The organism is Arthrobacter sp. K4-10C, from assembly GCF_059090085.1.
Map to the genome: position 1 here is coordinate 12,139 of NZ_JBNHFI010000009.1, position 15,076 is coordinate 27,214.

Genomic DNA, 15,076 nt, shown 5'->3' on the forward strand with positions numbered 1-15,076 from the left:
TCAGGGGGCCGCCGGTACGTTCCGGAACACGTCCGGGTAGTTGTCCAGGGTGGTGACCCGGTTCAGGGGCCATGCAATGACCGCCGCCTTGCCCTCAAGATCGTCGAGGTCGATGAAGCCGCCGTCGGCATCCATGTGGGCCCGCGAGTCGGCGGAGTGGTTCCGGTTGTCGCCCATCACCCACACCTTCCCTTCGGGAACAATGACGTCGAAGTTCCGGACCTGCGGGACCTCGGCCGGGTTCACATAGCTTTCGTCGAGGGCGGTCCCGTTAATGGTCAGTTTACCGCCGGCATCGCAGCAGACCACGTGGTCGCCCGGCAACCCGATGACCCGTTTGACAAGGTGCTGCTCGGAATTGTCAGGGAGGAGCCCAACGAATGTCAGGCCGTCCTGCACCCAGGTGAACGGCCCGCGGACCTTCTCCTCTACCGGAGGAAGCCAGCCCTTGGTGTCACGGAAGACCACAACGTCGCCGCGGCTGAGGGAGAACGGCTCGGGCACGAGGAGGTTGACGAAGATCCGGTCATCGACATCAAGGGTGTTCACCATGGATTCCGACGGGATGAAGAAGGCCCGGAAGAGAAAGGTCTTGATCAGGAAGGAGAGCACCACGGCGATCACCACGACGGTGGCAACCTCCTTAAGCCAGGCGAACACCGGACTGCCGGCCGATTTTTCGGCAGCCTTCGCTGCGGAGCGGCTTTCCGCCTGCCCCGGTGCAGGCGTTTCCTGGCCCGGAACGGCTCCCCCTGCGGCCTGGCCGGCCGCGGTATCGGAAGCGCCGTCGGGGCGCGGTTCCGGTGTCCGCGCGTGGTTCTCGGGCATCTACTGTCCGTTCTCTGGGGTTGGTTCCGCCGCAGGCGGTCGAGGTACTGCAGCAAATCTATCAAGGGGCCAGATGATCTGGACCGGACGTCCGATAACCCGTTCCATCGGCACCATGCCGCCCCCGGGTGCGCCCAGCAGGCTGCGGGAGTCGGCGGACAGCGAGCGGTGGTCCCCCATCAGCCACAACCGTCCGTCCGGGACCACTGCGGTGAACTTCCGGGTGCTGGGGGCATCTCCGTCGAAGACGTATGGTTCATCGAGAGGCTCACCGTTGACAGTGATCTTCCCAGCCGCATTGCAGCAGGCCACGGTGTCTCCGGGAAGCCCGATGACCCGCTTGACGTAGGTGGTGTCACTGCCGGTGAGGCCAAGCCACTGGGTGATGCCAGCTGCGGTGTCCACAATCGGGCCTTTGCCGCTGTTGAGCGGCGCGAAGGTACCCCTGCCGTCGAACACAACGATGTCACCCCGCTGAATCGGCTCGGCCTGGAAGTCGGTCCGGGAGACCAGGATCCGGTCTCCGCCCTCCAGCAGGGGCTCCATGGATTCGGACGGAATGAAATAGACGTCTATCCACAGGGACCGGACAAGGCCGCTGACGGCGACAGCAAGGAGAAGGGCCAGGAACGCAAAACGCCAGCCCATTCTGGCGGGCTGGCGTTTTGTCTGGTCCACGGTCCGTATCCTGGCGCTGGTGCTTAGTGGCTCCGGCGCTGGCCGGATACGGCTGCGGCCCAGCCTTCGTATGTCCGGAAAAGGACTTACTTGGCGGTGCTGAAGTCGCGCTTTTCCTTGATCTTTGCAGCCTTACCGCGCAGTGCACGCATGTAGTAAAGCTTTGCGCGGCGGACGTCGCCCTTGGTGACAACCTCGATCTTTTCGATGATCGGGGAGTGTACCGGGAAGGTACGCTCAACGCCGACACCGAAGGAGACCTTGCGGACCGTGAAGGTCTCGCGGACGCCGTCACCCTGGCGGCCCAGGACGAAGCCCTGGAACACCTGGACGCGGGAGTTCTTGCCTTCGATGATGTTCACGTGAACCTTGAGGGTGTCACCCGCGCGGAACTCGGGAACATCGGTGCGCAGCGAAGCTGCATCTACGGAATCGAGAATATGCATGATTGCACTCCTGGTGAACGCCACAGGTCATTCACTTTGGGATCACGGCAGCAATGCCCTGCGCAGGTAGCGCCGGAAATACTGCCAAAAGCTAAGTGGGCCCGGCCACCCCCATTCTTGACGGGGCCGGTTGTCAGGCTGTTGGCTTCGCTCCCCCTGTGGCAGGCGCTGGCCCAGCAGACACAAGGGTTAATTTTGCCACAGCGGAGCGGTTACAGCCAATCCGCGCCCGGCGGGACGGAAGGGTGCACCGTCAGTCGTGCTTGCCGTCCGCGGCGTCCGGGCGGCGGACGAGCTTCCCGTCAACGACGTCGTAGCCCAGGCCCTGCAACTCGGCGCGGTCGGCACGGGGCAGGCTTCCGGCGTCGAACCCTTCCAGCAGGTCCGGACGGCGCGACGCCGTCCTGCGGAACTGCTCGTGGCGGCGCCACTGTGCGATCTTGCCGTGGTTGCCGCTGAGCAGCACGGCCGGCACGGCGCGGTCCCGCCAGACGGCGGGCTTTGTGTAAACGGGGTATTCCAGGAGTCCGTCGGAGTGGGACTCCTCCACCAGCGATTCCGGATTGCCGACGACGCCGGGCAGCAGCCGCCCGATGGCCTCCACCATGGCCAGGACGGCCACTTCACCGCCGTTCAGGACATAATCCCCCAGGCTGACCGGACGCACGTCGAAGTGCTCGCGGGACCACTCGATCACGCGCTCGTCGATGCCCTCGTAGCGCCCGCAGGCAAAGGCGAGGTGGTCTTCCTCTGCAAGCTCATAGGCCAGCGCCTGCGTAAACCGCTCACCCGCCGGTGAGGGGACGATGAGCACCGGCCTGCCGGCCCCTTCCGGACCCTCCCCGGCCACGGCGGCAAGGGCTTGCGCCCACGGTTCGGGCTTCATGACCATGCCCGCACCTCCGCCGTAGGGGGTGTCGTCCACGGAACGGTGCTTGTCGGTGGTGAACCTGCGGAGGTCGTGGACGTGGAGGTCCAGGATCCCGTCCTGCCGCGCCTTGCCGATCAGTGAGAGTTCCAGCGGTGCAAGATACTCCGGGAAAATACTGACGACGTCGATCCGCATCAGGCCTTGCCTTCGGGCTCGGAGGAGGCATCCTCGGAGTTGAGCTCGAAGAGTCCGTCCGGCGGGGTGAGGAGCACATACCCCTCCTCGATGTTCACCTCGGGCACAATCTGTTCCACGAACGGGATGAGGACTTCCCCGCCATCCGGCGTAGTGACCACCAGCAGGTCCTGGACGGGCATGGTGTTGAGGGCGCTGACCTTACCGACAGCAGTGTCGCCAATCCGGGCCTCGAGGCCGACCAGTTCGTGCTCGTACCAGCCTTCGCCGCCGTCCTCGTCCAGGTCCCCGGTTTCGACGAAGAGCTTGGCCCCGCGCAACGTCTCCGCCCGGTTCCGGTCGGCCACCTCTTCAAACCCGAGCAGGAGGATGTCCTTGTTCCAGCGTGCGCTGCTGACGGTCAGGGGGCCGGAGGAAGCCGGCTCAACCACGAATTCGGTGCCGGGGACGAAGCGGTCCTCAGGAGCGTCGGTCAGGACCTGGACCGTGACTTCACCACGGATGCCGTGGGGCTTGCCGATGCGGGCCACCTGAAGCTGCATGTGTTCCTCTGTTCGGGTTGGTTAATTCAAAGCGGTTGTTCGGGAAAAGACTCCGGCCCCTCCACCTGGCGGTGGAGGGGCCGGAGCAAAACTGGTGTTGCCGTGCGCTCAGCGGCGGCGGTCGGTGTCGACGACGTCGACCCTCACCGGTTCGCCGCCGGCCAGAGCTGCAACAACGGTGCGCAGTGCGCGTGCCGTGCGGCCCTGGCGGCCGATCACCCGTCCGAGGTCATCCTGATGAACACGCACCTCGAGGGTATCCCCGCGGCGGTTGCTCTTCGAACTGACCTTGACGTCGTCCGGGGAATCAACGATCCCGCGGACCAGGTGCTCCAGCGCGTCTGCCAGCAATCTACTCAGCCTCGGTGGTCTCTGCTTCGGCCGGTGCCTCGGCTGCGTCAGACTTGGGTGCCTTCTTGGTGATGGCTTCCGGGATGATCACGGTGCCCTTTTCCGGGGCAACGAAGGCTTCCTTCTCAGACTTGGTCTTGAGGGTGCCTTCCTGGCCCGGCAGGCCCTTGAACTTCTGCCAGTCACCGGTGATCTTCAGGATCGCGGCAACCTGCTCGGACGGCTGGGCGCCGACGGACAGCCAGTACTGTGCACGCTCGGAGTTGACCTCGATGTATGAGGGCTCTTCGGTGGGGTGGTACTTGCCGATTTCCTCGATGGCGCGGCCGTCACGCTTGGTGCGTGAGTCCGCGACGACGATGCGGTAGTACGGGGCGCGCATCTTGCCGAAGCGCTTAAGGCGAATCTTTACGGCCACTTTTGTGGTCACTCCTGTTTCAGAAAAAGGGGGTGAGCCCGGTTTTCTGCACCCGTGGGGCGGGCCGTACTTGCGGGTTCGAAGGACAGGATCCGGACGCGGAGAGAGGGGCCGCGCAGATCGAGTACCTGTTTATTGTGCCAGATGAGCGCCGCGATTTCGACTTGACGCGGTCCGGGCCGGGGACGGGCCCGCTAAAACGCTCAGGCGGACCAGACGTAGAGTCCCGTTCGTTCCGAATCGTCGATACCGCGGGCCAGTTCGGCCAGCTGCTGGATGTACGTCCGCGCCCGGGCAGCATCGAACGGCATGTCGTCCTGCGCCGCCCACTGCTCGGCAACATCGTCGAGGACGTTTCCCTCGCCCTCGGTCTCATAGCTCAACAAGTCGGCCAGGGCACGGACCATGGCCGGTGGGACAGCAAGCAGCGAATCGCTTGTGACATCGACCATGGTCAGTTCGTAGTCCGCGCCACCGGCGTGCACGGCGGTGCCGGCAAGGTCCCCGAGCTGCTCCACCTCAAAGTCGCTGATGTCCGGGATCCGCACCCCCTGGCCGGCCGGCGCGCTGCCGCCTTCGTCGAGAAGGCCGGCACGCTTAAGCGCGGCATCATGGGTGGCGACAAAGATCTCGGTGAAGCCCATTGGAGTACCCTTCTTCCGTCGAAAGTGAGGCGGACGGGCTCATGTCCCGCACCCGGCCGTTCAGTTTCAGCCTAATACGGGGGCGCCGCGGTCAGCGCACTGCCACCCGGATGTTGTTCCGCCAGGGGTCTTCGAACCTCAGTTCCGCGCCGGTGTGGCGGGACGGCACTCCGGCGACCTTCAGGCGGTCAGCCAGCGCACCGACGTCGTCACCAGTGGGCACTTCGATGAGGACCTCGCCCAGGCCCAGCGTGTCCTTGCGGGGGCCCGCGCCGCGGCTGTTCCAGACATTCATGGCCATATGGTGGTGGTAGCGGCCGGCAGACACGAAGAGGGCCTGACCGTGCCAGCCCGCGGTTTTCTCGAAGCCGAGAATTCCGACGTAAAAGTCGCGGGCGGACTGCACGTCACCCACCTGGAGGTGGACATGGCCCACGCCGGCAGCGGTGTGGCGCTGCCCTTCAAGGGATTCCTCCGTGAGGTGCTGCTCAAGGTAGCGCTGCGGTGGAAGTGCCAGGCTGTCCATCACCACGTCCGTGCCGTTCCAGGACCAGTTGCTGCGCGGCCTGTCCCAGTACAGCTCAATGCCGTTCCCTTCAGGGTCATTGAAATAGAAGGCCTCGCTGACAAGGTGGTCCGCGCTGCCGGTGAAGGAGTGCGGATTGAACCGGGCGGCGGTGGCAATGGTGGCGGCGAGGGAAGCCTGGTCCTCGAAGAGCAGCGCGGTATGGAAGAGGCCGGCCTCTCCCCTGCCCGGAAGATTCAGCCCGGGCGCGGGCGCCAGGTGGACCAGCGGCTTCTGCAGGCGGCCGAGGTAGAGCCCGCCGTCCTGCTCCGCAACAACCTCAAGGCCGAGGGCACGCTGGTAGTAATCGGTCATGACCTTCATGTCGCCGACCTTGAGCATCACGGTGCCCATGGCGAGGTCGGCGGGAAGAAGATCCTGGCTGGTGGCTTCTGCAGTCATTGAACGCTCCCTGTGCTGGAGGCCGTGCGGATAAGACGGCCTGTCACAGTTAAAATTACTTGAAGCTTCAATTTATTCCAAGCACCTTTGAATTCCTGCAAACTCTTCAGGCGATGACGCGGCCTCCCAGCACCACGTGGGCCAGCTTCCGGATTGCGGCCGGCCGGACACGCGGATCGTCCCTGCAGATGACGACGTCGGCCCGCGCACCTTCCTGCAGGCCGTCCGCTCCGAGCCACTCCCGTGCGGACCAGCAGGCTGCGTCCAGCGCTGCGGGCATGGGAAGCCCGGCGGAATGCAAGGCGAAGATCTCGTCGGCGATCCGTCCGTGGCGGATGACGCTTCCGGCGTCCGTGCCGGCGAAAATCCGTACGCCGGCGTCGTAGGCCTCACCTACCCGTTCCAGGTGACGCTCCCACAGGGCAAGCATGTGCGCTGCATAGCGCGGAAACTTTGGCTGCGCCTGGGCGGCAATGTCGGGAAACGTGGCGATGTTCACCAGGGTGGGGACGATGGGCACGCCCTGCTCCGCGAAGCGGGGAAGGTGCCGGGGCAGGAGCCCGGTGGCATGCTCAATGCAGTCAATGCCGGCGTCCAGCATCTGGTCCAGGGTGTCTTCCGCGAAGCAGTGGGCGGTCACCCGGGAGCCTTCGTCGTGCGCGGCCTGCACAGCATCCCGGACGACGGCGGCGGGAAACGAGGGTGCCAGGTCCCCGGCCCGGCGGTCGATCCAGTCCCCCACGAGCTTCACCCAACCGTCTCCGTCGCGTGCCTGTTTGCGCACGGCCTCCACGAGGTTCTCCGGCTCCACCTCGTCCGCGAAGCCGCGAAGGTATCGGCGGGTGCGGGCAACGTGGCGTCCGGCCCTGATCAGCACCGGAAAGTCCCGGCCTCCCTGCATCCACCGGGTATCTGCCGGTGAACCGGCATCGCGCACCAGCAACGTGCCCGCCGCCAGGTCTGCCCGGGCCTGGGCGGCCGCGGTTGGAGCATCCACCGGCCCGCCGGGCCCGAGCCCGATGTGGCAGTGGGCATCCACCAGGCCCGGCAGCACCCAGCCGTCCAGCACGCGGTCCGGTGCCTGCTGCGGGCGGGCGAACGTGAGTTTCCCGTCCACTGACCACAGGCCCCGGTGTTCGCTGTCCGGTGCAGTCAGCACTGGCCCGCTGAATTCGATGATCTTCGGCATCCGGCACCCTTTTCGTCGCCAGTCAGGCTAGCACTGCCAATATGACAAGGGCTTCCGGAGCGGCTGTGGTAGCTTCGTTCCTGACCACACGGGTGCCCCTGCAGGGGCTGAGATCGGGCTGATGCAGCCTGCGACCGTCGAACCTGTCCGGGTAATGCCGGCGAAGGAAGTGAGTATTCCTTGAGTACACCAAATGAACAGCTGAGCCCTACCCGAAACCAGCCAGGGACAGCCCTGCCTGGTGAGAAGCCCGCGGAACCTGTTACCCAATCTTTGGCGTCGCATTCGTTGGCCTTCATAGAAGACACGGCTAACGGAATCCGGGTTCCGGTGACGGAGATTTCCCTGGAACCGTCACCCAATGGGGAAGTCAACGAGCCCTTCCGTACCTACCGGACCGCCGGCCCGGGCAGCGATCCGGTGATGGGCCTGCCTCCCTTCCGCTCCGCATGGATCGCGGCGCGGGAAGATACGGAAGCGTACAGCGGCAGGGGCCGGAACCTGCTCGACGACGGCCGCTCGGCTGTGCGCCGCGGTGCAGCCTCCGCTGAGTGGAGGGGTGCGCAGCCGGTGCCCCGCCGCGCCGTCGAAGGCCGGACCGTGACCCAGATGCACTATGCCAGGCAGGGCATCATCACCCCCGAGATGCGCTTTGTGGCCCTGCGAGAGAACTGCGATGTGGAGCTGGTCCGCAGCGAACTGGCCGCCGGCCGCGCCATCATCCCCAGCAACATCAACCACCCGGAGTCGGAGCCGATGATCATCGGCAAGGCATTCCTGGTGAAGATCAACGCCAACATCGGCAACTCCGCCGTGACCAGCTCCATAGCCGAAGAAGTGGACAAACTGCAATGGGCCACGCAGTGGGGCGCGGACACCGTCATGGACCTCTCCACCGGTGACGATATCCACACAACGCGGGAATGGATCATCCGCAACTCCCCTGTGCCGATCGGTACGGTTCCCATCTACCAGGCGCTTGAGAAGGTCAACGGCGAGGCCAACAAGCTAACCTGGGAAATTTTCCGTGACACTGTCATCGAGCAGTGCGAACAGGGTGTGGACTACATGACCGTCCATGCCGGCGTCCTGCTCCGTTACGTGCCGTTGACTGCCAACCGGGTCACCGGCATCGTCTCCCGGGGCGGATCAATCATGGCCGGCTGGTGCCTGGCGCACCACCAGGAGAACTTCCTCTACACGCACTTCGACGAGCTGTGTGAGATCTTCGCCAGGTACGACGTGGCGTTTTCGCTGGGAGACGGCCTGCGGCCCGGAGCAACGGCGGACGCCAACGACGCCGCGCAATTCGCGGAACTGGACACGCTCGCGGAACTGACGCAGCGCGCCTGGGAACACGACGTCCAGGTAATGGTGGAGGGGCCGGGGCACATTCCCTTCCACCTGGTCCGGGAAAACGTCGAGCGCCAGCAGGAGTTGTGCAAGGGCGCCCCGTTCTACACCCTGGGTCCCCTGGTTACCGACGTAGCGCCCGGCTATGACCACATCACATCAGCCATCGGCGCCACGGAGATCGCCCGGTACGGCACGGCGATGCTCTGCTACGTGACTCCAAAGGAACACCTGGGCCTGCCCAACAAGGACGACGTCAAGACGGGAGTCATTACCTACAAGATTGCAGCGCACGCCGCAGACCTGGCCAAGGGCCACCCCGGCGCTCACGAACGGGATGACGCACTGTCAAAGGCCCGCTTCGAGTTCCGCTGGCGGGACCAGTTCGCCCTGTCGCTGGACCCGGTGACCGCCGAGGCTTTCCATGACGAGACGCTGCCCGCGGAGCCGGCCAAGACGGCCCATTTCTGCTCCATGTGCGGACCCAAGTTCTGCTCCATGCGGATCAGCCAGGACATCCGGGATGAGTACGGCTCCGCGGAAGCGCAGGCAGCCCTGGCGGACATGGCAAGCGGCATGCGGGAGAAGAGCCAGGAATTCATGGCCTCGGGAGGCAGGGTTTACCTGCCGGAGCTGCGGCTACCCGAGAGTATCTCCACATAGAAGCCTTCCCTTTCGTCCGGCTGGCTATTGGGGGCCGGCCGGGCGGAGGGGAAGCCCGGGCCTGCGCGGGTCAGGACGCGCGGGCAGGCTGGGCCCTGCTGACGTCTCTGATGAAGGACCGGATGGTCCGGTCCCCGTCCGCGGAGTCCTGGGGCCTGTGCCCTCCGGGAGAGACGCGGTGCACGGCTCCGGTTTCGCGGAGGTAGCCGGCGATTTCCTCGTACAGGGGTTCCCAGCCCCCGGTCAGGACCAGGGTGGGGACGCCCGGAACGATATGCAGCGGCGCCTCCCATGAGGGCGCCTGCAGCCGGAGGCGCCTGGCGGACCGCTTCTCCTCCGCGGTGGCCGGTTCCTGCAGGTCAGTGGCGTACACCCGGCGCACAAACTCCCGCTGGAAATCGTCATCGCTGAGCTGGTGGCGGACCTCGAGCAGCGGCTGCATCAGCCTAATGTGGGCCGCGGTGGCCGGCAGTTCCGCCGTCAGTGACAGGCAGGCGGGTTCCACGAGTGTCAGAGAATAGACGAGGTCCGGCCGTTCGACGGCGGCCATCATGGCCGCGATGGCACCCTGGGCATGCGCCACCACGTGTCCGCCGGCGGCGCCCCGTCCGTCATCGGCCAGGGACCGCAGCACGATGGCGGTGTCTGCCGCGAATGAGGACTCGACAGGTTCCGCCTCCGGGTCAAAGCCGTGGCGGCGCAGGAACAGTGCGTCGTAGGACAGCGCCATGCCGTGCTGGCGCGGCCATGCCGCGGCACCGAAGCTTCCGGCGCCGTGCACGAACACTACCCTCTGCTTGAACATGTCCCAACCCTATTCCACGGCACCGACAACCCATGTCAGTAGCAGCAGGTGTCGTTTTGAGGGCTCAGAACGACACCTGCTGCTACTTGGATGGGGAAGCTGTCACTTGCCGAGGAACTTGTCGAAGCCCTTGGGCAGGTTCAGCTGGGAGGGGTCGAAGTCGCCGGGCTGCTGGCCGAAGGCGGCGCCGGTGGGCAGCGCCTTCGCGGCGTTGGCCCGGCGTGCCTCGGCGTCCTTCCGCTCCTGGGCTGCCTTGGCCGGGTTGCCGGACTTCGCTTTCTTCTTCGGCGCGTTCTTGGCGTTCTTCCGCGCCCCGCTGCCGGCACCGGGCAGGCCTGGCATCCCGGGCATGCCCGGCATGCCGCCCTGTGCCATCTTCTTCATCATCTTCTGGGCCTGGGCGAAGCGCTCCAGGAGTCCGTTGACCTCGGAGACGTGCACGCCGGAACCGCGCGCAATGCGGGCGCGGCGCGAACCGTTGATGATTTTGGGAGCCAGGCGCTCGTGCGGGGTCATGGAGCGGACGATGGCTTCCACGCGGTCGATCTCGCGCTCGTCGAACTGCTCCAGCTGCTGGCGGATGTTCTGGGCGCCCGGCATCATCATGAGCATTTTCTTCATTGAGCCCATGTTGCGGATCTGCTGCATCTGGGCGAGGAAGTCCTCCAGGGTGAAGTCCTCCTGGTCGGCGAACTTCTTCGCCATCCGGGCTGCTTCTTCCTTGTCCCAGGACTTTTCGGCCTGCTCAATGAGCGTAAGGACATCACCCATGTCCAGGATGCGCGAGGCCATCCGGTCAGGGTGGAACAGCTCAAAATCATCCAGGCCTTCGCCCGTGGAGGCGAACATGACCGGCTTGCCCGTGACTGACGCGACGGACAGGGCGGCACCGCCGCGGGCATCGCCGTCGAGCTTGGACAGGACGATGCCGGTGAAGTTGACGCCCTCATCGAAGGCGAGCGCGGTGTTCACGGCGTCCTGGCCGATCATGGAGTCAATGACGAACAGGACTTCATTCGGCACAATGGCCCGGCGGATCTGGCGCGCCTGCTCCATCATGTCCGCGTCGACGCCGAGGCGTCCGGCGGTGTCGACGATGACGACGTCGTGCAGCTTCTGCCGTGCTTCCTCGACGCCGGCGCGGGCCACCGCCACGGGGTCCCCTGCCGGCCGGTCGAGTTCGGTGGACGTGGCTCCCGGGTGGGGAGCGAAGACCGGCACCTTGGCCCGCTCGCCGACCACCTGGAGCTGGGTGACGGCATTGGGGCGCTGGAGGTCGCAGGCCACCAGCATGGGGCTGTGGCCCTGGGACTTGAGCCACTTGGAGAGCTTGCCGGCGAGGGTGGTCTTACCGGCACCCTGCAGTCCGGCCAGCATGATGATGGTAGGGCCGCTCTTGGCCAGGCGGATGCGCCGGGTCTCGCCGCCCAGGATCTCCTGCAGCTCCTCATTGACGATCTTGACGATCTGCTGGCTGGGGTTCAGCGCTGCGGACACCTCGGCGCCCAGGGCACGTTCGCGGACCCGCCCGGTGAATTCACGGACAACGGGAACGGCAACGTCCGCGTCCAGCAGGGCGCGGCGGATCTCGCGGACTGTGGCATCGACGTCAGCCTCGGTGAGGCGGCCTTTGCCGCGGAGATTCTTGAAGGTTGCTGTCAACCGGTCAGACAGTGAATTGAACACGCGCCGTGCACTTCTTTCAGGAGATGATCGGGACTCGACTATCTAGGGTACCAAGTCGGGCCGGCCAGATGGCATGCTGGCAAAATGACGAGCCCAACAACTGTAAAAACCCTGCTCATCCTCGGCGCCTCCGGCGACCTGACCGGCCGGCTGCTCCTGCCCGGGCTCGCGCGTCTCGTGGCCAATGGCCGCGCGGCCGGGCTCCGGCTCGTCGGGGCAGGATCGGATGCGTGGACGCCGGAGCAGTGGCGGGAACGGGTGCAGTCATCCTTTGCGGCAGCGTCCGAAGGCGCCGGTGCCGAGGGCCGGGATGCACTTAAGGCGCTGGAAAAGGAAACGGTCTACCACCAGCTTGATGTCACTGCCGGCGGCGCCCTTGCCGCTCTCCTGGCCAGCCTCGAAGGGCCGGTTGCCGTCTATTTCGCCCTTCCGCCCAGGGTCAGCCAGCTTGCCTGCGAATCCCTGCGGCCTGAGGATGTCCCGCCCGGCACGCGGCTGGCCATGGAGAAGCCGTTTGGCTCAAGTGAGGATTCTGCCCGTTCCCTGAACCGGACGTTGGTGCGGCTGGTCCCCGAAGACCACATCCACCGGGTGGACCATTTCCTCGGCAAGGCCACGGTGTTGAACATCCTGGGCCTGCGGTTCGCAAACAACTTCCTGGAGCCCGTCTGGAACCGGAACCACGTCGAAAAAGTGGAAATCATCTTCGACGAGGACCTCGCCCTGGAGGGGCGGGCACGCTACTACGACGGGGCGGGAGCCCTCCGGGACATGATCCAAAGCCACCTCCTGCACATCATGGCGCTGATGGCCATCGAACCTCCCGCCACCATCCGTGAGCGCGACCTTCGCGACGCCATCTCCGCCGTCCTTCGCGCCAGCAGCGTCAGCGCACCGTTGACGGCCTCCAGCCGGCGGGCGCGCTACACAGCAGGGACTGTGGCGGGGAAAGAGGTGCCTGACTATGCCGGGGAAGCGGGAGTGGACCCGAACCGCGGGACGGAGACCCTCGCCGAGATCGAGGTGGGGATCGACAACTGGCGGTGGAAAGGCGTCCCCTTCATCCTCCGTTCGGGCAAGGCGCTGGGTGCCAAACGGAAGGAAGCTGTTGTCACTTTCCGGCCGGTACCGCATCTTCCCGAGGGATTCACGGGAGTCGACTCGCCCAACCAGCTGCGGATCGGTTTTGGTCCGGATACCCTCCAGTTCGACCTCGACGTCAACGGTCCAGGCGACATATTCAGCCTCAGCCGGGCGACCCTCGAAACGGAGCTCAGCGCATCGGAACTCCTTCCCTACGGAGAGGTCCTTGAGGGTGTGCTGACCGGTGACCCGCTGCTCTCTGTCAGGGGTGACACGGCTGAAGACTGCTGGCGGATCGTTGAGCCGGTGCTGGCCGCCTGGCAGCGCGGCGACGTGCCGCTTGGGGAGTACGACGCCGGATCGGCCGGACCCGCAGCGTGGCCCACCGCCGGGCGGCCCGGGTAAAACGCTGGCGGCTCGCATAGAGGTGCTGCTAAGGGCAAAGGCACAGGAAAGCGGGCGGGAAACCTTTCGGTTTCCCCGCCCGCTTTCCTGCTGGCAACTGCCAGGGGCTGCGTGTCCTAGATGGCCGCCACTCCCCGCTCACCTGTCCGGACCCGGACGGCTTCGAATACGTCCACGGTCCATACCTTGCCGTCACCGGCGCGGCCGGTGTTGGAGCTGGCGATGATCACGTCCAGGATGTCATCCGCCTGCTCGTCCGTGGCAAGCACCTCCACCCGGATCTTGGGCAGGAGGTCCACGTTGTACTCCGCGCCGCGGTAGACCTCCGTGTAGCCGCGCTGCCGGCCGTAACCGCTGGCCGCGCTGACCGTCAGGCCCTGTACGCCATAGGCTTCCAGTCCTTCCCGGATGGCTTCGAGCTTTTCCGGCCTGACGATTGCAGTGATCAGTTTCATGCCCCCACGCTTTCCTTGCCTGTTGCTGATTCTGACTTCTGCGCAGCCGGTGCCGGCTGGGCAGCGGATTCCTGCTGGTTCTTGCCGGTGATCATGTCGTGCAGCGGCTGGAAGGTTCCACCGTGTCCGCCCACACCGAACTCGTAGGCGGTCTCGGCATGCAGGCTGAGGTCCACACCCACAGTTTCCTGTTCCTGCGAGACCCGGAAGCCCATGGTCTTGTGGATGGCAAGCGCGATGATGGCTGTCAGGATCGCGGAGTAGGCGATGGCGATGCCGGCGGCTGCGAGCTGCGCCCACATCTGGGTCATCCCGCCTCCGTAGAAGAGGCCGCCGCCAACTCCGTCCGTGGGAAGTGCGATGAACCCCAGGGCCACTGTGCCAATGATGCCGGAGACGAGGTGGACGCCGACGACGTCGAGCGAGTCATCGAAGCCCCAGCGGAACTTCAGGCCAACGGCGAGGGCGGAGGCCACGCCGGCTACGATGCCGAGGCCGAGGGCACCGACAGGGCTGACGTTCGCGCATGCCGGGGTGATGGCGACCAGGCCGGCGACCACGCCGGAAGCAGCACCGAGGGAAGTGGGGTGTCCGTCACGGATGCGCTCCGTAACAAGCCAGCCGAGCATGGCGGCGGCAGGAGCGGCGAGCGTGTTGACCCAGATGAGGCCGCCCTGTTCCGCAGTGGTTGCGGCGCCCCCGTTGAAGCCGAACCAGCCGAACCAGAGGATGGCAGCGCCGAGCATGACGAACGGGATGTTGTGCGGGCGGTGGTTGGGATCCTTCCCGAAGCCCTTGCGGTTGCCGATGATGAGGACCAGCACCAGTGCCGCCACGCCTGCGTTGATGTGGACCACCGTGCCGCCAGCGAAGTCAATCGCGGGACCGAGGGCCTGTCCTACCGCGCCTTCGGGGCCGAACAGTCCACCACCCCACACCATGTAGGCAAGCGGGCAGTACACCAGGGTGACCCAGACCGGGACGAAGACGCTCCAGGCACCGAATTTGGCCCGGTCGGCGATCGCGCCGCTGATCAGGGCCACGGTGATGATGGCGAATGTGGCTGCGTAGCCGACCTTGATCAATCCGTCCGGAGTGTCGATGCCCTCCAGGCCGAACGTGGCAAACGGGTTGCCGACGATCTGCAGGAAGCCTTCACCTGAGCTCATGGACGCGCCCCAGAGCACCCAGACAACGCCGACCATGCCGATGGAGATGAAGCTCATCATCATCATGTTCAGTGCTGCCTTGGCGCGGGTCATGCCGCCGTAGAAAAATGCCAGACCTGGTGTCATGAACAGCACGAGTGCTGCCGCCACCATGAGCCATACGTGACCTGCGGTAAGTTCCATGGTGCACGTCCTCTCTCATCCGAATCATGCGGAGTTCTCCGCCTGCCAACGCCTTTTTGCGTCCTGTAAAAAGTGTGTCGGCGGCGTGTTTCGCCCGGAGAGGATTTAGATTGCCGGCCTGTTACAAGAACCTCCCGGAAGTAAA

16 protein-coding genes and 1 riboswitch are annotated in these 15,076 nt (G+C 65.5%); of the genes, 2 read left to right on the forward strand and 14 right to left on the reverse strand.

Features of this window, described 5'->3' with window-relative positions; genetic code table 11:
- The 10 genes from lepB (AC5RUU_RS13510) to AC5RUU_RS13555 all read right to left on the reverse strand — a co-directional run bounded on the left by lepB (AC5RUU_RS13510) (position 1) and on the right by AC5RUU_RS13555 (position 7,129).
- Positions 1-828 carry a signal peptidase I gene (gene lepB, locus AC5RUU_RS13510; protein ID WP_493975722.1) on the reverse strand — a complete coding sequence of 276 codons (828 nt, stop codon included), beginning with the start codon at positions 826-828 and terminating at the stop codon, positions 1-3.
- Positions 829-1,506 carry a signal peptidase I gene (gene lepB, locus AC5RUU_RS13515; protein WP_493975723.1) on the reverse strand — a complete coding sequence of 226 codons (678 nt, stop codon included), beginning with the start codon at positions 1,504-1,506 and terminating at the stop codon, positions 829-831.
- Positions 1,507-1,592: 86 nt separating this feature from the next.
- Entirely contained in the window at positions 1,593-1,952 is a 360-nt protein-coding gene (rplS, locus tag AC5RUU_RS13520) for a 50S ribosomal protein L19 (RefSeq protein ID WP_009359303.1), read from the reverse strand.
- Between the two features lie 253 nt (positions 1,953-2,205).
- Positions 2,206-3,018, reverse strand: a complete 813-nt coding sequence (trmD, locus tag AC5RUU_RS13525) for a tRNA (guanosine(37)-N1)-methyltransferase TrmD (protein ID WP_493975724.1) — start codon at positions 3,016-3,018, stop codon at positions 2,206-2,208.
- The gene (gene rimM, locus AC5RUU_RS13530) at positions 3,018-3,560 is read right to left on the reverse strand and encodes a ribosome maturation factor RimM (RefSeq protein ID WP_493975725.1); all 543 of its coding nucleotides are present in this window, start codon (positions 3,558-3,560) and stop codon (positions 3,018-3,020) included. Before rimM ends, trmD begins: the two co-directional genes overlap by 1 nt.
- A gap of 108 nt (positions 3,561-3,668) precedes the next feature.
- Complete coding sequence (locus tag AC5RUU_RS13535) at positions 3,669-3,911, reverse strand: RNA-binding protein (RefSeq protein ID WP_009359302.1); 243 nt, start codon at positions 3,909-3,911, stop codon at positions 3,669-3,671.
- Position 3,912: 1 nt separating this feature from the next.
- Positions 3,913-4,329 carry a 30S ribosomal protein S16 gene (rpsP, locus tag AC5RUU_RS13540; protein ID WP_493975726.1) on the reverse strand — a complete coding sequence of 139 codons (417 nt, stop codon included), beginning with the start codon at positions 4,327-4,329 and terminating at the stop codon, positions 3,913-3,915.
- Between the two features lie 203 nt (positions 4,330-4,532).
- A complete protein-coding gene (locus AC5RUU_RS13545) occupies positions 4,533-4,973 on the reverse strand; it encodes a hypothetical protein (protein ID WP_493975727.1) in 441 nt (146 codons plus the stop codon).
- 91 nt (positions 4,974-5,064) lie between these two features.
- Positions 5,065-5,940, reverse strand: a complete 876-nt coding sequence (locus AC5RUU_RS13550; RefSeq protein ID WP_493975728.1) for a VOC family protein — start codon at positions 5,938-5,940, stop codon at positions 5,065-5,067.
- A 106-nt stretch (positions 5,941-6,046) separates the two neighbouring features.
- A complete protein-coding gene (locus AC5RUU_RS13555) occupies positions 6,047-7,129 on the reverse strand; it encodes an amidohydrolase family protein (RefSeq protein ID WP_493975729.1) in 1,083 nt (360 codons plus the stop codon).
- A gap of 78 nt (positions 7,130-7,207) precedes the next feature.
- Positions 7,208-7,315: riboswitch (TPP riboswitch) on the forward strand.
- Here AC5RUU_RS13555 and thiC point away from each other — a divergent pair.
- Positions 7,310-9,145, forward strand: a complete 1,836-nt coding sequence (gene thiC, locus AC5RUU_RS13560; protein WP_493975730.1) for a phosphomethylpyrimidine synthase ThiC — start codon at positions 7,310-7,312, stop codon at positions 9,143-9,145. It overlaps the preceding riboswitch by 6 nt.
- A gap of 70 nt (positions 9,146-9,215) precedes the next feature.
- On the opposite strand, the gene AC5RUU_RS13565 is transcribed toward thiC, so the two are convergent.
- Positions 9,216-9,950, reverse strand: coding sequence for an alpha/beta hydrolase (locus AC5RUU_RS13565; protein ID WP_493975731.1), 735 nt, complete (start codon positions 9,948-9,950; stop codon positions 9,216-9,218).
- Positions 9,951-10,052: 102 nt separating this feature from the next.
- Positions 10,053-11,636: a signal recognition particle protein gene (gene ffh, locus AC5RUU_RS13570; protein WP_493975732.1), complete on the reverse strand. Its 1,584-nt coding sequence runs from the start codon at positions 11,634-11,636 to the stop codon at positions 10,053-10,055.
- A gap of 84 nt (positions 11,637-11,720) precedes the next feature.
- On the opposite strand from ffh, the gene AC5RUU_RS13575 reads away from it, so the two are divergent.
- The gene (locus AC5RUU_RS13575) at positions 11,721-13,124 is read left to right on the forward strand and encodes a glucose-6-phosphate dehydrogenase (RefSeq protein ID WP_493975733.1); all 1,404 of its coding nucleotides are present in this window, start codon (positions 11,721-11,723) and stop codon (positions 13,122-13,124) included.
- 116 nt (positions 13,125-13,240) lie between these two features.
- On the opposite strand, the gene AC5RUU_RS13580 is transcribed toward AC5RUU_RS13575, so the two are convergent.
- Entirely contained in the window at positions 13,241-13,579 is a 339-nt protein-coding gene (locus tag AC5RUU_RS13580) for a P-II family nitrogen regulator (RefSeq protein WP_255768384.1), read from the reverse strand.
- Positions 13,576-14,931 carry an ammonium transporter gene (locus AC5RUU_RS13585; RefSeq protein WP_493975734.1) on the reverse strand — a complete coding sequence of 452 codons (1,356 nt, stop codon included), beginning with the start codon at positions 14,929-14,931 and terminating at the stop codon, positions 13,576-13,578. Before AC5RUU_RS13585 ends, AC5RUU_RS13580 begins: the two co-directional genes overlap by 4 nt.
- Positions 14,932-15,076: the final 145 nt, after the last annotated feature.